Source organism: Shewanella sp. 38A_GOM-205m, assembly GCF_000518445.1.
Lineage (GTDB): Bacteria > Pseudomonadota > Gammaproteobacteria > Enterobacterales > Shewanellaceae > Shewanella > Shewanella algae.
Genome location: NZ_JADP01000003.1, coordinates 123,228 through 143,544, shown reverse-complemented (window position 1 = coordinate 143,544; position 20,317 = coordinate 123,228). Strand labels below are relative to the sequence as shown.

Annotated in this window: 20 protein-coding genes; 12 read left to right on the top strand and 8 right to left on the bottom strand. The window is 53.3% G+C overall.

All coding sequences use genetic code 11. The annotated features are described in order from the left end of the window. The first annotated feature begins 186 nt into the window (after positions 1-186). Positions 187-2,295, top strand: coding sequence for a winged helix-turn-helix domain-containing protein (locus N512_RS0103795; RefSeq protein WP_028779463.1), 2,109 nt, complete (start codon positions 187-189; stop codon positions 2,293-2,295). Between the two features lie 188 nt (positions 2,296-2,483). Beyond that, positions 2,484-2,672 (top strand): hypothetical protein, encoded by a 189-nt coding sequence (locus N512_RS0103790; RefSeq protein ID WP_025008933.1) that lies wholly within the window; start codon positions 2,484-2,486, stop codon positions 2,670-2,672. Positions 2,673-2,876: 204 nt separating this feature from the next. Here N512_RS0103790 and N512_RS0103785 read toward each other — a convergent pair whose 3' ends face one another. Genes N512_RS0103785 through N512_RS0103775 form a run of 3 tightly spaced genes read right to left on the bottom strand, consistent with a single transcriptional unit; the run spans position 2,877 to position 4,126 of the window. After that, the gene (locus N512_RS0103785; RefSeq protein WP_028779462.1) at positions 2,877-3,167 is read right to left on the bottom strand and encodes a hypothetical protein; all 291 of its coding nucleotides are present in this window, start codon (positions 3,165-3,167) and stop codon (positions 2,877-2,879) included. Between the two features lie 33 nt (positions 3,168-3,200). Then, positions 3,201-3,719: a class I SAM-dependent methyltransferase gene (locus N512_RS0103780; protein WP_028779461.1), complete on the bottom strand. Its 519-nt coding sequence runs from the start codon at positions 3,717-3,719 to the stop codon at positions 3,201-3,203. Beyond that, entirely contained in the window at positions 3,716-4,126 is a 411-nt protein-coding gene (locus N512_RS0103775; protein ID WP_025008935.1) for a hypothetical protein, read from the bottom strand. Before N512_RS0103775 ends, N512_RS0103780 begins: the two co-directional genes overlap by 4 nt. Positions 4,127-4,516: 390 nt before the next feature. On the opposite strand from N512_RS0103775, the gene fccA reads away from it, so the two are divergent. From fccA to N512_RS0103760, 3 genes are all read left to right on the top strand, one after another. Continuing rightward, positions 4,517-6,301 (top strand): fumarate reductase flavoprotein subunit FccA, encoded by a 1,785-nt coding sequence (gene fccA, locus N512_RS0103770; RefSeq protein WP_025888678.1) that lies wholly within the window; start codon positions 4,517-4,519, stop codon positions 6,299-6,301. A gap of 198 nt (positions 6,302-6,499) precedes the next feature. Next, entirely contained in the window at positions 6,500-7,489 is a 990-nt protein-coding gene (locus tag N512_RS0103765; RefSeq protein ID WP_028779460.1) for a 2-hydroxyacid dehydrogenase, read from the top strand. A gap of 179 nt (positions 7,490-7,668) precedes the next feature. Then, the gene (locus tag N512_RS0103760; protein ID WP_028779459.1) at positions 7,669-8,406 is read left to right on the top strand and encodes a dienelactone hydrolase family protein; all 738 of its coding nucleotides are present in this window, start codon (positions 7,669-7,671) and stop codon (positions 8,404-8,406) included. Here the strand turns inward: N512_RS0103760 and N512_RS0103755 are convergent. Continuing rightward, the gene (locus N512_RS0103755) at positions 8,403-8,948 is read right to left on the bottom strand and encodes a mechanosensitive ion channel family protein (protein WP_025008938.1); all 546 of its coding nucleotides are present in this window, start codon (positions 8,946-8,948) and stop codon (positions 8,403-8,405) included. The two genes, N512_RS0103760 and N512_RS0103755, sit on opposite strands and share 4 nt — an antisense overlap. 93 nt (positions 8,949-9,041) lie before the next feature. On the opposite strand from N512_RS0103755, the gene N512_RS0103750 reads away from it, so the two are divergent. From N512_RS0103750 to N512_RS0103730, 5 genes are all read left to right on the top strand, one after another. Beyond that, complete coding sequence (locus tag N512_RS0103750) at positions 9,042-9,785, top strand: spermidine synthase (RefSeq protein WP_028779458.1); 744 nt, start codon at positions 9,042-9,044, stop codon at positions 9,783-9,785. Positions 9,786-9,874: 89 nt separating this feature from the next. After that, entirely contained in the window at positions 9,875-11,413 is a 1,539-nt protein-coding gene (locus tag N512_RS0103745) for a leucyl aminopeptidase (protein WP_028779457.1), read from the top strand. A 190-nt stretch (positions 11,414-11,603) separates the two neighbouring features. Further along, a complete protein-coding gene (ahpC, locus tag N512_RS0103740; protein WP_028779456.1) occupies positions 11,604-12,173 on the top strand; it encodes an alkyl hydroperoxide reductase subunit C in 570 nt (189 codons plus the stop codon). Positions 12,174-12,277: 104 nt separating this feature from the next. Beyond that, positions 12,278-13,837 carry an alkyl hydroperoxide reductase subunit F gene (ahpF, locus tag N512_RS0103735; RefSeq protein ID WP_028779455.1) on the top strand — a complete coding sequence of 520 codons (1,560 nt, stop codon included), beginning with the start codon at positions 12,278-12,280 and terminating at the stop codon, positions 13,835-13,837. A gap of 196 nt (positions 13,838-14,033) precedes the next feature. Further along, positions 14,034-14,282, top strand: a complete 249-nt coding sequence (locus N512_RS0103730; protein WP_025008940.1) for a hypothetical protein — start codon at positions 14,034-14,036, stop codon at positions 14,280-14,282. Between the two features lie 78 nt (positions 14,283-14,360). On the opposite strand, the gene N512_RS0103725 is transcribed toward N512_RS0103730, so the two are convergent. Both N512_RS0103725 and N512_RS0103720 read right to left on the bottom strand, forming a co-directional pair. Beyond that, on the bottom strand, positions 14,361-14,561 hold the full coding sequence (locus N512_RS0103725; RefSeq protein WP_025008941.1) for a hypothetical protein: 201 nt from the start codon (positions 14,559-14,561) through the stop codon (positions 14,361-14,363). A 165-nt stretch (positions 14,562-14,726) separates the two neighbouring features. Then, positions 14,727-16,127, bottom strand: coding sequence for a hypothetical protein (locus N512_RS0103720; protein ID WP_028779454.1), 1,401 nt, complete (start codon positions 16,125-16,127; stop codon positions 14,727-14,729). Between the two features lie 288 nt (positions 16,128-16,415). Between N512_RS0103720 and N512_RS0103715 the strand changes: the two genes are divergently transcribed. Beyond that, entirely contained in the window at positions 16,416-18,308 is a 1,893-nt protein-coding gene (locus N512_RS0103715; protein WP_028779453.1) for a methyl-accepting chemotaxis protein, read from the top strand. Positions 18,309-18,426: 118 nt separating this feature from the next. Here N512_RS0103715 and N512_RS0103710 read toward each other — a convergent pair whose 3' ends face one another. Both N512_RS0103710 and N512_RS0103705 read right to left on the bottom strand, forming a co-directional pair. Next, positions 18,427-18,846 carry a hypothetical protein gene (locus N512_RS0103710; RefSeq protein WP_028779452.1) on the bottom strand — a complete coding sequence of 140 codons (420 nt, stop codon included), beginning with the start codon at positions 18,844-18,846 and terminating at the stop codon, positions 18,427-18,429. 509 nt (positions 18,847-19,355) lie between these two features. Further along, on the bottom strand, positions 19,356-19,772 hold the full coding sequence (locus N512_RS0103705; RefSeq protein ID WP_025008945.1) for an organic hydroperoxide resistance protein: 417 nt from the start codon (positions 19,770-19,772) through the stop codon (positions 19,356-19,358). Between the two features lie 113 nt (positions 19,773-19,885). Between N512_RS0103705 and N512_RS22155 the strand changes: the two genes are divergently transcribed. Continuing rightward, entirely contained in the window at positions 19,886-20,317 is a 432-nt protein-coding gene (locus tag N512_RS22155; RefSeq protein ID WP_037474106.1) for a MarR family winged helix-turn-helix transcriptional regulator, read from the top strand.

Sequence of the window (20,317 nt, the reverse complement as noted above, 5' to 3'; positions counted from 1 at the left end):
AATGAAAACGGATGGCAAAGATAACCGCGACTGCAGATAGATGCAAGCTCTTGGGCGTTGCTGCATCCAGGCTTCAGAGCAGGCTGGGAATTATTCGCACCTGCCTTTGGTTAATTTGAGCGCTTTACTTCTCTTTTACAACATGGGCAATTAGTATCTTAGTGTTTGAATTGAAAATGGATTGATATGGGAAGGCGCTCAGGTTACCTGTTGGAAGATTGGTTGGTTGACCCTCAGATGAGTACGCTGAGCCGCGAAGAGGCTCAAGTGCGGCTCGAGCTCAGGGTGATGCAGGTATTGCTGTGTCTTATCCATCATGCCAACACCCTGGTGAGCCGTGAAATGTTGATCCAGGAGGTTTGGCACGGCGGCATAATTACGGATAACGCCATTAACCGCATTATCGGCTTGCTGCGTCAGCATCTGCAGGATAATCCCAGAGATCCACGTTTTATCAAGACAGTGCCCAAGCAGGGCTATGTGTTGATAGCGAGAGTACGCGAGACGACACTTGATGACGATTCACTGGATGAACCTTTACCGGCAAAACTGGCAGACGTCGAGACTGAGCAAAAGATAGCAGCAGGCGGCAGCAAGTGGGGCTATTTGGGCGGCGCCTTCGGAGTGCTGGCGGCGGGTATTGCAAGTTGGCTCTATCTGGCTCCTGTCCAGGAAAACCCCCAGCTTGAGTTGACAGATGTGGCCATCCGGCGTTTGACTCCACTGACTTCGCTCAATGGTCAGGAGGTGGACCCCAGCCTGTCCCCCGATGGCAGCATGCTGGCATTTTCCTATCGGGAACTGAACGCCGATAAGTGGCATATTGAGCTGATGGCGCTCGGCGACAGAGTCATCAAAACCATTCCGGTTGTGGATGATTACAGTCTGCGCTACCCGGCCTGGCGACACGATGGCAAGGCCTTGGCTTATTTGGCATTCAGTGAGACTCAGGGCTGTCGCATTATGGTGACAGAGCTGACCGAAGAGGGGATGCGAAGCCGCATAGTCAGCCAGTGCCATCAGACGACACAGTCGACCAGCATCGCCTGGAGTCCCTCTAACCGCTCGCTGTTTTATGTCGATGCCGAAGGGGTTGAAGGTTTCAAGCGCGTTTTTCTGCTCAGCCTCAGCGATGGTCGGCGTCAGCAGTTGAGTCAACCTCATGTGGTGGGACGCGGTGACTATGCCTTGGCCTTGTCTCCCGACGGTCATAGTCTGGCCGTGCTGCGCAGTATCAACTGGTTCGACACCCAGATCTTACTGTTCGATATCGAATCCGGTGATTGGCAAAACCTGCAGCGGGTGGGGTATCCACTGCGCAGTATCGCCTGGGATAAAGGCGGTAACGCCTTGGTATACCGAGGTGAAGAGGGACAACTTCACCGCTTGCAACTCAAACCCCGTAAGTTAACCCGGCTGACGAGCGTGTTGCAGGAAATCAATTCTCCCTCGGCCAATAGTGCCGGACGCATGGCGGCGGTTGTCGGTGAACTGTTTGAAGAGGAGATCTGGTTTTGGTCATCGCCCTTTGATGAGACTTCCAAACCGCAGCGCTTTGTGGCGTCCAGTCGCCGTGATACCGCCGGTACCTTACGCCACGATGGCAAGGAGCTGATCTTTGTTTCCAATCGCAGCGGCTTGCCACAACTATGGCGTCGGGACGAACAGGGCACGGAGAAACAACTGAGTCGCCTGAGCACTTTTTCCCATATAGATGAACTCAGTTATTCAGCCGATGACAAGCTGGTGGCCGGCAGCCTCAACCAACAGGTGTTTGTCCTCAACCCTGAAAACGGTGAACTCAAGTTTTTCCCTCAGCTGGGCAATGTTCGTAATGTCAGTTGGGGGCGCAGCAGCAATGAACTGCTGGCGGCGGTCAGCGTCGATGGTCGCTGGCAGATAAACAGTCTGCTGTTGGACAGTGGCGAGCAGCAACCTTTGCTGACGGATGGCTTTTCCGCCAAGTACGCCGCCGACGGTACTCTTTATTTTACCCGCCTGTACAAGAAAGGGATTTGGCGCCTGAAACAGGGCGTCGAAGAACTCTTTTATGAGCAATACACCCCCCACTTCGGCAGCAGTTGGCAACTGGCTTCCGAGGCACTCTGGTTGCTGCGGCCCAACGACAATGCCATGGGCATTCTCAAGATAGATCTCCACACGGGCAAGAGAGAGGGGCGCGACATTCCGATGGAGAAAGTTTCCCCAAGATTGCTGTCAGTGACAGATGACGGCCAGATTTCGCTGGCATTATTGGGGCCTGCCAATACCGATATAGTTGAAGTAATTAACTGATTTATAAGACATCACCTTTCCGTCACCTTTTCATTATGGTGCTTTTCCCTGCCTGAGATAGCTTTAGGGACAAGGTTGATTGCCTGACCACCAAAGCGCTTGGTTTTTACCCTGAGTACCGGGCCAAAAGGTCAAAGCAATCTCGGGCGCAGTTTGCGCCCACCCATTTCCCAGCAGGAGAAAAGACGATGAAAAGTTTGAATCAGTTTGTGAAAAATGCGATTGGATTTGCGTTACTTTCTACTCTGTTTGCTTTACCGTTACTGCTGGCGTCGACACCCACCAAGGGCAAGGATGAAGTCAATACGCCATCTCTGTGTGAGCCGTATCCAGAGTGTGTGATTTACAAGATCCCCGATGAGTCCATCAATCTATAACCGTCAGTGGAGGCCATCATGTTGCAGGTCACTCTCTATTTGGTTGGTTCACTGAGCGCTTTTGTATTGGTGTACTACCTGTTTTTAAACTTGGTTCTTGCGTCCGAAGAATCAAGGTTGCTCGACCCTAAGGACAAATAACTCTCCCTTTCCAAGCCAAAGGGGCACGGTGGAAACCGCGCCCCTTTTTATTTATCCGGAAGCTTAGGAGAAGCTGTGACCGCCCACATGCATGATGCAAAAGGTCCAGACCACGAAAGCCAGAATACCGTGTACCAGAGCATAGAAGGCCTGATCCAGGCGACGTAGGCCGGCTGCTTGCCAGATAAGGTGCAGGTGCAGTCCAAGCACCAGAGGGAACAGTAACAACAAGGGATAGAGGGCGAATGGACTGGCATCTCCCAGCAGAGGCCGGGTCAACAACGACCAGAGCACCATAAAGGCGGTGATCAGCGGAGGCAGGGCAAGCCGATACTGCTCGGGATAGGGAAACATTACAGGTCCTTGATACAGCTAAATAAAGGCGGATCAGCGAACGGCTCTGGCTATCAATTGAGCCTTGGCTTGCAGCATTCCCGTTTCTCCGCCGGGCATATGGCCTTCAAAGTAATGTAAAGTCTCGAATTTGGCAAATCTGTGTTGTAGCTCACTCTGATTCAGCAAGAAGTCCGGGTTACTGGGGCGGCCAAACTTGGCCTGTTCCTGAGTAAAGGTCTCGTAAAACAACAAACCACCGGGTTTGAGCTGTTTGGCTATCCAAGGCAACGAGGGGCGGTGCAGGTAGTTGAACACCAATACCACGTCGAAAGGGCGCAGATCGGGCTTGTCGCCCTGCTCAAGGTCCCATTCAATGAATTGGCAGTGAGGATACTGGCGCCATAGGTCTTCAAAGCTCTCGGGATTGCGATCGATGAAGGTAACCTCGGCGCCTTGTTTGGCAAACCAATGGCCATTGCGCCCGGAGCCGCAGGCCAGGTCCAGCACTCTGAGCTCAGGTGTTATCTCAGTGTGCCGCTCAAAGGCTGTGATCAATTCTGCTGTGTTCATCCCTTGATCTCCTTGCGGCTGTCTATTCTGCGTCTGTGAACTATAGAATAATGCCGCAAGCCCGCGGGTCCGTGTGACACTATGACCGACAGCAAAACCACAGTCACAAGCAACTCGCTCTTGTAGCTTGCCAGAGGAATAAACAGCAGGATCAGCAGCAGCTTCACCAGAGTCAATACCCCTTTCAGTTGGATAAGCCAGCGCCAATCCCTGACTATCTCCCACAGCATCAGGCAACTGCCGCTGGCCATGGCCATTATCCAATAGAGCTGCCAGCTTTCTCTGGGTACCGACAGCAAAATACCGCCACCGGCTCCGACAATTCCCAAAATGTGCAGGGCTCTGAGGCTGGTCTTACAAAGGCGCTGCAGCCAAAACTGCTTTTCAGACATCTGTGCTTTAGCCATGGCGATTATATCTGTGATCCAGAATACAAATTTTCCGTTAGCTTAGCAGCATTCGCCAATTGGCGACTATGCTTGATCCTGTATTTGTCGAGTCTTCTCACATGGAAATGCAGATCCCCAAAACGTTAACTTCGTCAGCTATACGGTACGTTAGCCGTGATTTGTATCAATATGTGACCGACTAATCTGCAAGAGTGCACAGAAATGCGGATAGGTGGCGTCGAGAGAAATCTTTTTGTGACTCAGTTAAATATATGCCTAAAGGGGTAGTGATATCTTCTGCCATGGGAGATATGTCGTGCTACAGCCTTGGTATAAATAACTAAAAAGCAATGTGGTACGAAATAGCTATATATGAGTATGTGAAATAATATGGTGGAGGAACACTCTATGTTCACGGGAGCACTTAAGAAAACAGCACTGGCTGCTCTGATTTCCGGCATGATGGCCGGTACAGCTTATGCCGGCGCAGATGTATTGGCGGATTTTCATGGTGAAATGGGCGGGTGCGATACTTGCCACGTTTCCAAGAAAGGCCCGACCGATGACAACCTGACCCATGAGAACGCCCAGTGCGTTAGCTGCCACGGTGATCTGAAAGAGATTGCTGCCGGTGAAAAAGATCTGAAGATTTCTCCACACAAGTCTCACCTGATCGGTGAAATCGCTTGTACTTCTTGCCACAAAGGCCATGAAAAATCAGTTGCTTACTGTGACGCTTGCCACAGCTTCGGCTTCGATATGCCATTCGGCGGCAAGTGGGAGCGTAAGTTCGTTCCTATCGATGTGCAGAAAGATGCTCAAGACAAAGCTATTGCAGCCGGTCCTCGTGAAACCACTGACGTGGTTATCATAGGTTCTGGTGGTGCCGGTCTGGCCGCCGCAGTATCTGCTCGCGACAACGGTGCCAAAGTCATTCTGCTGGAAAAAGAGCCTATCCCAGGTGGTAACACCAAGCTGGCTGCCGGCGGTATGAACGCTGCTGAAACCAAGCCTCAAGCGGCTCTGGGTATTAAAGACAAGAAAGAGATCATGATTGAGGACACCATGAAAGGTGGCCGTAACATCAACGATCCTGAGCTGGTTAAAGTTCTGGCCAACAACTCTTCCGATTCTATCGACTGGTTGACTTCTATGGGCGCCGATATGACTGACGTAGGTCGTATGGGTGGTGCCAGTGTTAACCGTAGTCACCGTCCAACCGGTGGTGCCGGTGTAGGTGCTCACGTTGCCCAAGTATTGTGGGACAACGCTGTTAAGCGCGGTACCGATATCCGTCTGAACAGCCGCGTTGTACGCGTACTGAAAGATGATTCAGGCAAAGTGACCGGTGTTCTGGTTGAAGGTAAGTACACTGGTTACTACGTGATCAAGGCTGATGCCGTGGTTATGGCTACCGGTGGTTTCGCCAAGAACAACGACCGCGTTGCCAAGTACGATCCTAAGCTGAAAGGCTTTGCTGCTACCAACCACCCAGGTGCAACCGGTGACGGTCTGGATGTTGCCATGCAAGCCGGTGCCGATACCCGCGATCTGGAATGGGTACAGGCTCACCCAACTCTGTCTCCACGTGGTGGTGTGATGGTAACTGAAGCCGTACGCGGTAACGGTGCTATCCTGGTTAACCGTGAAGGTGACCGTTTCGTCAACGAAATCACTACTCGTGACAAGGCTTCTGCGGCCATCCTGAAACAGAAAGGTGCCAGCGCCTTCCTGGTGTTCGATGACTCAGTTCGCAAGAGCTTGAAGAAGATTGAAAACTATGTCCACCTGGGCATTGTTGATGAAGGTAAGACCCCTGAAGAACTGGCCAAGAAGATTGGTGTTCCAGGTGCCGAACTGGCCAAGACTATCGCCAGCTACAACGGTTTCGTGAAGTCTGGTAAAGACACTCAATTCGAGCGTCCTAACCTGCCTCGTGAACTGGGTACTGCCCCTTACTACGCTATCGAAGTTAAGCCAGCTGTACACCACAGCATGGGTGGCGTGAAGATCGATACCAAGGCTGAAGTGAAAGCCAAAGATGGTCATCTGATCCAGGGTATGTATGCTGCCGGTGAAGCAACTGGTGGTGTTCACGGTGCCAACCGTCTGGGCGGTAACGCTATCTCTGATATCGTAACCTTCGGTCGTATCGCCGGTGCTGAAGCTGCCAAGTACGCTAAAGAGCACTAGGCCAAACTAATTCTCCGATAGCACGGAGTCGGGGCGCTTGAGCCCCTCATCAAAAAAGCGGACTGTCAGGAGTCCGCTTTTTTCTTTTTGTTGCGCTGCATCATGTTTCCGGTGAGATTGTCTGTGCCAGGCAAAGACAAGTTTAGGTAATTCACTTACACTTTTAGCTATCATTCCAATTACCGGGTCATAAACAGCATGAAGATAGGTTTTTTCAGCGCCAAGCGTTACGACATGCAGCATTTCAACCGTACCAACCAGGCCTTTGGGGCTCAAATAGAGTACTTCGACGTGCGCCTTTGCATGCAAACAGTGAAACTGGCTTACGGATTCGAAGTGATCTGCGCCTTCGTCAACGACGAACTCAATGACGAGGTGCTGACAGAACTGGCCGCCAATGGCACCCGGATCATCGCCATGCGCTGTGCAGGCTTTAATAATGTCGACCTGGATGCGGCCAAGCGTCTGGGAATGAACGTTGTCAATGTCCCTGCTTACTCCCCAGAATCTGTGGCCGAACATACGGTCGCCCTGATGTTGACCCTGAACCGCAAGATCCATAAGGCGTATCAACGCACCCGGGATGCCAACTTCTCTCTCGAAGGTTTGGTTGGCTTCAACATGTTCGGTAAGACTGTGGGCGTGGTCGGCACAGGGAAAATCGGTATCGCCACCATCAAGGTCTTGCTGGGCTTTGGCTGTAAAGTACTGGCGTTTGACCCTTATCCCAACCCGCAAGTAGAGGCGCTGGGTGCTCGTTATGTCACTCTGGATGAGATGTACCAACAGAGCGATATCATCAGTCTTCATTGCCCGCTGACGGCGGAAAACCGTCATCTGCTCAACGCAGACAGCTTTGCCAAGATGAAGCCGGGCATGATGGTGATTAACACCAGTCGTGGCGGCTTGCTCAACGCCATAGATGCCATGGAAGCGCTCAAGCTCGGACAGATAGGTTCGTTGGGGTTGGACGTGTATGAGAACGAGAAAGAGCTGTTCTTTGAAGACAAGTCCAACGAAGTGATCCAGGACGATGTATTCCGGCGTTTATCGGCTTGCCACAATGTGATCTTTACCGGTCACCAGGCGTTTTTGACCGAAGAGGCCTTGGGCGCCATCGCCCACACCACACTGTCCAATGTACAGAAACTCCTCAGCGGTGAGCGTTCGGGTAACGAGCTTTTCTAAGGAAGGTGCGAACAAGTCCCATGCGTGCTCTGCGTCGGCTTACAGGCCTGGATGCACGTGGTTCGCAGCAAATGGCCCTAGTCCTTTGCAAGAATTCCCTAAAGATAAATACTGACACCCGACTCCCCGATTGCTAGATTGAGGTTACCGCATCGGGGAGATGCTCATAGGGAGGTGTCATGCTGGTTACACAGAGTCTTCATCAACTGCCGACGGCAAGCGGCAGCATGCAAACCCGGGTCTATCGTCCCGATAGCGAGGGTTGTTTTCCCGCCATCATTTTTTACTCGGAAATCTTTCAGGAAACCGCACCTATAAGCCGCATGGCTTGTATGCTGGCCGGTCATGGCTTTGTGGTATTGGTGCCGGAGATTTTCCACGAGCTCAATCCGCCGGGCACTGTGCTTGGTTATGATGACAGTGGCAAGGACAAAGGCAACAGCGATAAGCTGAGCAAGCCATTGGAAGCCCACGATGATGATACTCAGGCGTTGGTGGATTTTATCCGGGCTCAGCCCTGGAGCCGCGGCCGGATTGGTGCCATGGGCGTCTGCATTGGCGGTCACCTGGCATTTCGCGCCGCCCTTAACCCCGACATAGCAGCGGCATTTTGTCTCTATGCCACAGATATTCACAGCGGCGCTATCCCGAGTGCGCCGGGGAATGACTCTCTGAGCCGCTGCCGGGATATTCGCGCCGAGTTGATGATGATCTGGGGCAAGCAGGACCCCCATGTGCCGAGTGAAGGGCGCCGTCTCATCCAGCAAAGGCTGGAGCAATGCCAGACCTTATACAGCTGGCAGGAGCTCAATGCCCAGCACGCCTTTATGAGGGATGGCGATCCCCGTTATGACCCGGCATTGGCGTTGCAGATGTATCAGCAGGCGCTGACGCTGTTTCAGCGCAGGCTCAATTAATCCTGCTTGGTCAGTTGCTCCGGCTCTGTCTCTTGTGCCTGCGGCGCCGAGGCATTGCTGGGTGCCAGCTTCAGCACGGCTTTTTGCAGTATCAGGTTGTTGGGGTAGGTAACAGTATCGCCGTTGTCGCGGCGGATAAGCACGTGGAACAGCCCCACTTCCAACAATACCCCGGTAATATCTTCATCCTTGTCGACGACTTTGATCCGCTCACCGACCTTGTAGGGAAACACAAAAAAGATCAGCACCCCGGCGGTGAGGTTACTCAGTATCGACCACTGGGCCACCAAAGCCACCCCCAGCACTGCAAATGCCGAAGACACGAACAGTGAAACCTCCTGATAGCCGAGTCCCAGAGAAACGGCCATCAACGACAGAGTGACAAAGAACAACAGATAGCTGATAAAGCGGGTCACCAGGCTGGTACGGGCGGCGCTGACCTGTTTCTTGTCCGCCAGGGTTTGCACCGCATTTTTCAGCGCCCGCTGCAGAAAGAAAAACACCCCGAGATAGAGGCAGGCAATCAGAATATTGTGAGTCATATGGCGTATGCTTCTGTGAGAAATAAGGCATTTGCTGGCATACTAGCGACTTTGTCACAGGGGATAAACTCCCCAACCGAGAATTATTCAAGCATGGCAGATTATCGCACCTTAGTGCAGCAACAGGATGAATGGGGCAGCGTCGCTGTCCTCGATGATGGCGACTGTCGGATTTTGGCCTTCGGCGAACACGACGAGCAGAGCAAACTGTTGAAAAAGGCCCCCCATGTACCGCAGCACACCTATGTGCAGGCCATGCTGCTGGCGCTTTTGTACCTCAAACCCAAGAGTGCCATCATTTTGGGGTTGGGCGGCGGCGCCTTGGTGCATGCTCTGAGGCATTTTGATGCCGCTATCAAGCTGACCGCGGTTGAGTTGCGCCCCCTGGTGCTTGAGTTGGCCAAGAGCCATTTTCAACTGCCACTGTCGAAAAAGCTGAACCTTATCAATCAGGATGCCAATCAGTTTCTGGCCAGTGCCGAGCACAAGAAGGTAGATATTATCTTCGCCGATCTCTACGGCTCTGAAGGGGTGGATGCCGGTCAGCTGAGCCAAGCCTTTATCGAGCAGAGCCTGGCACTGCTCAAGAGTGAAGGTTTGCTGGTGCTCAACTGCTGGAAAGAGCACAGTCAGGACAGAGGCCTGCTGGCTCGCCTGCAGCAACATTTCCCCGATGTGCGGGCCTGCCTCACGGGGGGCGGCAACTGGGTAGTGTTTGCCTCAAGGACACCGAAAAACTTTACCAGTGCCGGGCTCAAACAGGGCGCCGCCGGCTTGTCTGCTGTGCTGGACTGCGATCTCGGCCGCTCTCTCAGTCGCTTCGAACTCTGGCAGTAGGCTAATTTGTAAGGGATTGTTAAGGGCACTAGTCCGTAAAAGCCCTGATGTTATATTTGTCTGCCCCTCAATAATGATAAGCAGTACAAATGAATAAAAACAAAAGATTAGCAGTAAAACTTCTGACCCTATCCTGCCTTATGGGCGCTGGGACGACACAGGCCGAACAGTATGAGTTTGCCACTCAAGTCGCCCCGGCCAACACCTTGGTGATGTTCCAGCATCAGGATGGCACCCTATACTCGGCCGCCGGATTGCAGGCGGATACCCGCAAACAACTGCGGCGCGCCATTGCGGCCGCCAACTTCAAAGGCCAGGAGGGCGAGCTGCTCGAATTGCTGGCCCCCATTGGTACCCAAGCAGAGCGCCTGCTGCTGCTCGGGCTTGGGGATGCTGAACTGACGCCGGGGGAGACAGCCTTGCTGGGGGGCAAGCTGTCCAATCACCTGGAAGCCGTCAAACAACCCAAGGTGGCGGTATGGGCCGCTGATATCCCAAATAGCCAAGGGTTTATCGCCGAATTGACCCAGGGGATTTCCCTGGCTAGCTACCGCTATCGTGACTTCACGGCCAAGCCGCGCACCGAAAAACAGTACCATTTTGCGGTCGCCGAGCCCAAGGTAGCCGAGACCAATCACCTCAAGTCGGCAGCGATTGCCGATGGAGTGGCGCTGGCGCGGGATCTGACCAACAAACCGGCCGCCGAACTCTATCCCGAGTCCTTTGCCGATGCGGCCAAGGAACTCAAGCGTCTTGGCGTCAAGGTCAAGGTGTTGGAACCCAAAGACTTGGCCAAACTCAATATGGGCGCGTTGCTGGCCGTGGGCAAAGGCAGCGAGCGAGGCCCAAGACTGGTAGTCGCACACTGGCAGGGCAGTGATGATGCTCCGGTGGCGCTGGTGGGGAAGGGGATTACCTTTGACTCAGGCGGCTATAACATCAAGGCGACCGGCACTTCGATTGCGCGGATGAAGTCAGATATGGCCGGTGCCGCCACAGTGTTGGGAACGGTCAAGGCGATGGCCGCCTCCAAGGCGCCGGTTAATCTGGTGGGTATCATGCCGCTGGCGGAAAACATGGTCTCGGGTCGTGCGATGATCCCGGGGGATGTGATCAAGACTGCCCAGGGGCTGACGGTTGAAGTCCTCAATACCGACGCTGAAGGACGCCTGGTGCTGGCCGACGGTCTTTGGTATGCCCGCGAGAAATACCAACCACAAGTGATAGTGGATGTGGCGACCCTCACAGGGTCCAAGGTGCGTGCCCTAGGGGTGGAGTATGCCGGCCTGTTCAGTGACTCTGAACCTTTGGTGCAGCAACTGACCTATGCGGGGCAGCAGGTGGGGGAAAAGCTGTGGCGCCTGCCGCTGGATCCGGCCTACGGCGAAGAGCTGCATTCCAGCATCGCGGATTTAACCAACACAGGCCGTGAAGGCAGCGCCGGGGCTTCTTCGGCAGCGATGTTTCTCAAGCGTTTTGCCGGTGAGCAACCCTGGGCTCATCTGGACATTGCCGGTAATGCCCTGGTCAGGAGCGACACTCAACTGGCTCCGGCCGGTGCTACCGGTTATGGTGTACGCCTGCTGAGCCATTGGTTGGAACAGCATAAGTTCAGCGAGAACCAATAGATCAATAACTTGCCCGGGAGCGAAGGGTAATCGCTTTTTTTCGCTCCCGACACAAGTTCCTCTGAAAAACCGATTAAGGCAACAGCTTTTATCCGTTATCTTATTTTAGACCCTTTGGTTAATATGACTTCCATCGACGGGCAGCAATGAAGTTGACCCGGACAATTCAAACTGAAAATGGGAGCATACAATGACTCAGTCAATCATCAACTCTGTAATCAAACCCTTTAAAGCGACCGCCTTCCACAAAGGTGAATTCGTTGAGCTGACCGAACAGGATCTGCTGGGCAAGTGGTCTGTAGTTTTCTTCTACCCAGCCGACTTTACCTTCGTTTGCCCAACTGAACTGGGTGATATGGCTGACCACTACGAAAAACTGCAAGCCATGGGCGTTGAAGTTTACTCTGTGTCTACCGACAAGCACTTCACTCACAAGGCATGGCACGATACTTCCGACACCATCAACAAGATCCAATTCCCAATGATAGGTGACCCAACCGGTGAAATCAGCCGTAACTTCGGCGTGCTGGTTGAGGAAGACGGTGTTGCCCTGCGCGGTACTTTCGTCAGCAACCCTGAAGGTGAAATCAAAGTCGCTGAAATCCATGACCTGGGTATCGGACGTAGCGCCAGCGAGCTGGTTCGTAAGATCCAAGCTGCTCAATATGTTGCCACTCACGACGGCGAAGTTTGCCCTGCCAAGTGGCAGCCAGGCGACGAAACTCTGGCTCCTTCTCTGGACCTGGTTGGCAAAATCTAAACAGCCAGCCTGACCCAGAAGGCTCCGAACCTCCCCCTGCAAGGGTTCGGAGCCTCTTTCCCCGCACTATTTCTGTTTTCCTTTAGTCTGATTCTGGAGTCATCATGTTGGATGCGAATCTGAAAAATCAACTGCAAACCTATCTGCAGAACCTCAAGCAACCAGTTGAACTTGTCGTATCTGCAGATGAAAGCCCAAAGTCCAAAGAGCTGTTGGCTCTGGCACAGGATATTGCCTCGCTGTCTTCCCTGGTCAGTGTGACCGAGCAGTCACTATCCCGTACCCCGGCGATGCAGGTTACCTCAATCAAGGGCTCTGACATACGTTTTGCCGGTTTGCCCATGGGGCACGAATTTACCTCACTTGTGTTGGCTCTGCTGCACACAGGTGGGCATCCCATCAAGCTGGAGGCCGAGCTGATCGAGCAGATCCGCAGCCTGCCAGGGGAATATCATTTTGAAACTTTTGTTTCTCTGAGCTGCCAGAACTGCCCGGATGTGGTGCAGGCGCTCAATATGATGGCGGCGATCAACCCGCGGATCAGCAATACCATGATAGATGGTGCCCTGTTCCAGGATGAGGTTGAGCAGCGCAACATCATGGCCGTGCCTTCGGTTTATCTGAACGGCGAGCCTTTTTCTGCCGGCCGCATCAGCCTGAAAGAGATACTCAATAAACTGGATACCAATGCCTCTGCCCGCCAAGCCGAGAGCCTCAACCAGCGTAAGCCCTACGAAGTACTGGTGGTTGGCGCCGGGCCTGCCGGTGCATCAGCCGCCATCTATGCCGCCCGTAAGGGACTGCGCACTGGGCTGTTGGCCGACAAGTTCGGTGGTCAGGTCAGCGAAACCGTGGGCATTGAAAACTTTATTTCGGTCAAGGCGACTGAAGGCCCCAAGTTGGTGGCAAATCTGGAAGAGCATGTTCGCGACTATGAAGTGGATGTGATGGATAACCAGAAGGCGGTTCGCCTTGGCAGCAATGGTCTCTATGAAGTAGAACTGGAAAATGGTGCCGTACTCAAGAGCCGTACTGTCCTGTTGGCCACAGGAGCTCGCTGGCGGGAAATGAATGTTCCCGGTGAGCAGGAATATCGTGGCCGCGGTGTGGCTTATTGCCCTCACTGTGATGGCCCGTTGTTCAAGGGAAAACGGGTTGCGGTGATCGGCGGTGGTAACTCGGGTATCGAGGCGGCTATCGATCTGGCCAACATAGTCGAGCATGTGACTGTACTCGAGTTTGACAGCAAATTGCGCGCCGATGACGTGCTGCAGCGCAAGGCTAAATCTATGGGTAACATCACCATCATCACCCAGGCGCAAACGACTGAAGTCCTTGGTGATGGCAGTCGGGTTATCGGGCTCAACTACACAGACAGAGCCAGTGGCGAGCAGCATAATATTGCGCTGGCAGGTATCTTTGTGCAGATAGGTCTGGTGCCCAACACTGAATGGCTGCGCGGTACTGTGGAATTGACTCCACGCGGTGAGATCATTGTCGATGAACGCGGTCAGACTTCACTGCCAGGGGTGTTTGCCGCCGGTGACGTGACCAACTCGGCCTACAAGCAGATCATCATCGCCATGGGTAGCGGTGCAACCGCCTCTCTGGGAGCCTTTGACTACCTGATCCGCCATTCAGAGGATGAATCGGCAGCGGCTTGATGGGTTAACCACTCAACAGCCTTTAGCAACACAGCAGCCGGCCAAGTGCCGGCTTCTTTTGTCTAAGGCAAACCTTTGGTTCAGCTGAGCGTCAGTCTCTTTGGGTTAATTTGAACCGTTTAGGGTCAATGCCGGTTGGTGGAAAATGACCTTGCCACTCGATTGCCTTGGCATTCCAGGTTTGGAGTAAATAACAATGTCTGCATCTTATTTGGCAAAGAGCGCCTTGTTGCCTTTGCTGTTGGGTTTGGGGAGTCTCGGTGGCTGCGCCGATATTCTCTGCTCTGCCCGTACCGACGAAGCGGTTGCCGATGGTTGGCAGGATCACAATCAGTGTGTGCGTCAGGCGGAAGACAACTTACGTCGTCATCAGCAAGAACAGCAAAGGCAGCAGGATACTGCGACACGTCAGGCTCTGCAGGAGGCATTGGCGCAGCATAAGTGAGTCTTAGGTTCGCCCATGTATCCACAATAAAAAAACCGGCTTTGCCGGTTTTTTGCTATCGCCAGAGCCTTGGGAATATCAGGCTGTGGTATTGATATTGTGGCCTATGTTACCAACCGGGCCGGCAGGTTCTTGTGTCGGCGTGGCGGCCTGGATAAGTTGCAGCGCGATTTCGCCTTCGGCTTCTTGTTGCTGCTTGGCCAACTGCGCGACTTTAACACCGACAGCGCCGGTATCCATATTGACCGACAGCGGCTGGGAGTTGAGAGAAACTGTCATGGCTTTCCTCTGGGTTGGAGAGTCGCTTCGGGACTCGGGCATGATACTGTTATCGGCATCAATAGCTATAACTTTAGCCTAAATCCTGCTTGTCCGGCAAAAAGCCAAGCCACCAATGGGCGACTTGGCTTCTTGCTGCTGCTCTGCACTTCAAGTCGTGAGCCATCAAGCGGCCTTACGGCGACGCTCCAATAGTTTTCTACCGCTGACTATCAGGATAGTGACGACTATGGCGCCGATAATCAGCCCCAATGCCAGGGTAACGCTCTGTAGCGCCGCCGGGTTGACCGCCAGGGTGCCGCCCAAGCCCAGCATCATGATACCGGACATCAGCTTCAGGGTCTGGCCCTCTTTCTCGGTCAACTTACGTTTACCAAGCGTCATGCTGAAAGCAATCACTATGATGGCCAGTGGGATCACATAGACAATGTTGTACAGCACCAGGTACATATAGCGCTCAAAGCTCGGCAGATTATGCATGGAGAGCACGCTGGTGTAGATCATAGGGAAACCCGCAGTACACAAGAGTTCATAGGCGTTGGCCAGAATCGCCAGCACTGTGGTGCCGGCTATCATGGTCGCCAGGCTGGAGGCGCTGGACAGCTTACCCATGCGCTTGATAAGCCCGGTGCGGTTTTCCGCCGACATGGAGAGGGTCACTTCTCCTTTGGTAACAAAGTAGTCCTTCACGTTGATACTGCCGGCGATCAACGCCAGTATTCCCGCCGCCAGAATAATCATCCCGCCATCACTGCCGGCCCCCAACAGCTGGAAGATGTTGAGCCAGGCGGTCATAAACAGGAAGTAAATAAAGCCTGAGAAAAACACGAAGATACCACCAACCAACAGCATACGACTGCGGCTCTTGGCGTTGACCATGATGGACAGCAGGAACAAGAGCACGAAGAAGGCGCAGGGGTTAAAGGCATCGACACCGGCCAGTACCAGCGTCAGAATTGGCAGCGACATGGTTTCAGGTGTCACCACCCCAACCAGAGGCAATTCCACCGGCTGCACTTCGGGCTCTGCCGCTAGAGCCGTGGCATCACAGGTGCCATCGCCACCGTCATTGGCGCAGGTGCCAAACAGCGGTGCCTGGGTTGAACCTGTGCTTGCCTGAGTGCTTGTTTGTCCCGGCATATCTTCCGGGCTCAACTGGCCGCCCGCCTGCAAGTAGCAGTTCTTGAGGCGGTTGAGCAGGAACTGACCTGTCACCTCTTCACTGGAATAACCGACTATCGCCTTGCCGCAGGTAGCCATATAGGGCACTGAGCGGGCTTCTGTTCCTGTCTCTGTGGCCAACTGCTGCCACAGCTCCTGAGTACCCGTGGCGCCCACCATCACAGAGTGCAGCTCTATCCAGGGGTAGCGCTCCGGCAGTGAGTCGATGAATGGATGCGCTTCAGCGCAGTGGGGACAGGTCTTGGACCAGACAAAATATAAAGGAATTTTGATCTGCCCTTGCTGATCCACCTGTTGCCACTGGATCTGCGACGCCGAATTTTCGGTTGCGGCAAGGCCTGCGCTGAAACTCAGTAACAGGCAGAGAAAGAGGTTTCTTAACATAAGCTTACCTGTGTAAGAGGGATTAAACTGTATCTGAATGACCCATAGCCCGGTTCAGGCTACAAGTACCCTACAAATACTTTACTCCAAGCCCTTGGTATCCATGATAAAGCAGCATCAAAACTGTTAGCAGACTCGAAAAAGTCCCTAAAGTGAGACACATGGACATTTGTTAAGCTTTGAGTAATAAAACCGCATTCGAATGGTGCCATTGTGGTAAGCGACTTCAGTAATTTACTTTTTTGCCGCTAAACTTTTACTCCACCCTAAAAATTTATAGGACTTCTTATGCAGTTCACGCTTAAAACCCGCTTACTGCTGGTCAGTCTGGGCGCCGTTTTGCTTACGGTTGCCGCCCTGGTTGGCCTCTCCTCCTCTTCCATTCGTGATAATGCCATGCAGCGAACCCAGCGCGAGGTCGATCAATTGGCGAACACCTTTGCCGGCGGCATAGGGCAGTGGATGTATGACAGACAAAAGGCGATCAGCAGCATCAAGGGCACGCTGCAGCGGAACCCTGAGGTCAATATCACCCCTTTTCTGATGCAGGCCCATGAGGCCAGCGGTTTTGCGCTGACCTACTATGGCGATGAGCAGGGCAACATGTACCGTCAGGATCCCAGCCTGAATACGGCTGGCTATGATCCCCGGGTTCGCCCTTGGTATCAGGATGCCAAGCGGGAAGGAGCCATGATAATGACGGCGCCTTATGTCAGTGCCACATTGCAAAAGCTGGTAGTCACCATAGCCGAACCGGTAATGAACAGCGGTCGTCTGCAGGGCGTGGCAGCGGCTAATCTCACCATAGATCAACTGACAGATGCGGTGCGAACCCTCAAGGTGCCGGGTGACGGCTATGCCGTGATGCTTGAACGCTCAGGCTTGATTATCAGTCATCCGGACAAGGACCTGAACGGCCAGCAGTTCAGCCGTCTTGGCAGTGCCTTCAATCCTCAGTGGCTCAGCGCCAGGATCAGCGCCAATACCCTGGATGAGATGGCATTCGACGGTAGCAGCAAGCTGTTTTACGTGGCGGCGGTGCCTCACACAGACTGGGCATTGATGTTTGTGATGGACAAGGCAAGCATCATGGACGAGGCTACCGAGCTGGCATGGTGGATGTCTGCGGTGGGCGTGTTGTTTTTGGTGGGCTTTGGTCTGTTGCTGGTATTGGTGTTCAAGAGCCAGTTCCGCGATCTGGAACGTCTGGCCAAGGCGCTCAACGATATTGCCGAAGGGGAGGGGGACCTCACAGTTCGCATCGAGACCCGTAATCAGCACGATGAGATAGGCATGCTCGCCGCCGGCTTTAATCGTTTTGTTGAACGCCTGCACGGCATGATTTCCCGTATGAGTGACATAGCCCAGCAGTTGGGAGGCCAGGCACAGGAGAGCCGCCATTCGGCCGAGAGTAACAGCCAGAGCATCGAAGTGCAGCAGGACGAAGTCACTATGGTGGCAACCGCTGTGACCGAAATGGCCAGTGCCACCGAGGAGATCGCCAGCAATGCCGAACTGACAGCACAGACGGCGCAGTCGGCGGTCGGCCTGGCAGGCAGTGGACAACAACAGGTGCTGCAGAGCCAGGAGTCGATTCGCGGTTTGGCGCAGGAAGTGGATACCGCCAGTCAGATCATCGGCGAGCTCAACGAGCACTCACAGAAGATCAACAGCATTTTGCTGACCATCAGCGGTATTGCCGAGCAGACCAATTTGTTGGCTTTGAATGCCGCCATTGAAGCCGCCAGAGCCGGTGAGCAGGGGCGCGGATTTGCCGTGGTAGCCGATGAAGTCAGGGTGCTGTCGCAGCGCACTCATGCGTCGACACAAGAGATCCAGACCATGATTGAGACCTTGCAAAAAACCGCTTCCAAGGCAGTTAATTCCATGGCTCAGAGTCATCAGATGGCCGAAACCAGTGTGATGGATGCCGAATCGGCCAGTGCCAGCCTGGAGCAGATAAGCCAAGCGATTACCCAAATATCCGATATGGCCAGCCAGATAGCTACAGCGGCCGAAGAGCAAACCTCTGTCACCAGCGAAATCAACCGTAATACCGAGTCGATTCGTGAGGTTTCTCAAACCCTGTCACTGGAGGCCAACAGCGCCACTGTCAAAGCGCAGGAGTTGGCGGAGTTGTCAGATTCGCTGCGCCGTGAAGTCGGCCGTTTTAAACTCTAGCGCAATGTCTAAGGAAGGTGCGAACAAGTCCCATGTGTGCCTGCATCGCTTACGGGCCTGTAAGCCACTTCGCACCTTCCCTAAGGGGCATTCATTTGTGGATCTTGAAAGTACTTAGTTATTCGGCGGCGCTTGGCTTTTCAATCGTCGCCATCATCTGTTGGTTATTACACCAATGCAGACTCACTTCGCGATTGTCTTTATGGGTTGCCGTGCGGATACGAGTGACTATGGGGTGAGAGAAGTGTGCTGCGGTTAAATATTCTTTAACCCTTTCAATTCGTCTATTGGCAAGCCACATATTATATTTTTGTAAATCTTCATCGCCGATAGACTTATCCATGTTGAATTCCAATAACATATAGCCGCTTGAATTATCGCTATTATCAGCAACAATTTTATCAAGTTGCAAAGAATCCTGGGTACTGAAATAAGAGCTGTTCTTGGCATAATCGACATTGCCAAGCAAAACGCTTTTCTCACAGGTGGCTTGGGTCGCGCCGGTAAACAGCAGTAACCCCAGAATCAGGGCGCGCATATCATTCTCCTTTGACTATGACTTTATTATTGCTCTTGTCCACTTTTGAGGCGCAAATTTAATCGATTGTCCAGGAAAAATCAATTTTATATGAATATCAACCTTTGCTGAATGACAGCGTCATAATACAGAATGAATGACGGAAAAATGTCGCAACAAATATAATTTTAATTGCTGCGACATTTATTTATATTCTTGCCAATAAATTGACTGAATATTAGGGAAGGTGCGAATAAGTCCTCGTGGCACTCTGGCTTGCACAGCAATTGGCGTTCAAGGCATCTGACTGAAGGCATGCCGGGGCCTGTCGAAGTCGGATAACGCAGAGAGCCGGTTGCTGTGAAAGCCCCGAAGGGCGTGGCTTACGGGCCTGCCTGCTGTGTTGTGCTTCTTGCAAAGGACTAGGGCCATTTGCTGCGAATCACGCCTTGCATCCAGGCCTGTAAGCCGACGCAGAGCACACATGGGACTTGTTCGCACCTTCCTTAGCTCTAAATAATATCAGAGCTTCAGTTGATCTTAATGTCATTCACAGTGAGCCCCACATCAAGGTTGTTGCGGGTGGCATTGGAGTAGGGGCAAACACTGTGGGCCTTGAGTACCAAGGCTTCGGCCTCGGCCTGCGCGAGCGGCAGAGTAACAGCCAGAGATACCTGCAGCGCAAACCCACCATCTTGACTGACCAAGCCGACATCGGCGGTGACAGGCGCGCTGGCAAGCTTAATTTTGCCCAGGCGCGCCACATGTAAAATGGCGTTGGAGAAACAGGCGGCGTAACCGGCGGCAAACAACTGTTCCGGATTGGCCCCGGCTCCTGTCCCGCCCATCTCCTTGGGATAGCTTAGGGTCAATGACAGGGCACCGTCATGAGTGGCTACTTCGCCGTTGCGGCCGGCTTTGGCTGTGGCTTGAGTGTGATAGAGCATAGTAGTTTCCTTAATTTAAGTTGTGCGCAATGTAATTGCTGGCAATGATAGATCGATATTTATTCTAAAAGCAAGTATATTGTGCGCAATTAAATTGTGTTTAGGGTTTGCATATGTCAAACGAGCCCCTGTGCCTGGAAAACCAGGTCTGCTTTTCACTATACAGCGCCGCCAATGCTATGGTGCGGGCCTACCGGCCTGTGCTGGATGCCTTGGATCTTACCTATCCACAATATCTGGCCATGTTAGTGCTTTGGCAGCACAAGGGCATCAGTGTCAAGGCGCTGGGTGAGCGTTTGCATCTGGACTCAGGTACCTTGACGCCCTTGCTCAAACGCCTGGAAACTAAAGGCTTGCTGTTAAGAGGCCGCAGTGAACAGGACGAGCGGGTGCGGGTACTGACACTCACTGATGCCGGGCTGGCTTTGCAGGCGCGCGCCGCCGATGTGCCTGAGCAGATGCTGTGTCGCAGCGCCATGCCGCGGGAGGAGTTGCAACAACTGAAAAGCTTGTGTGACACCCTGTGGCAGCAATTGGAACGTTAA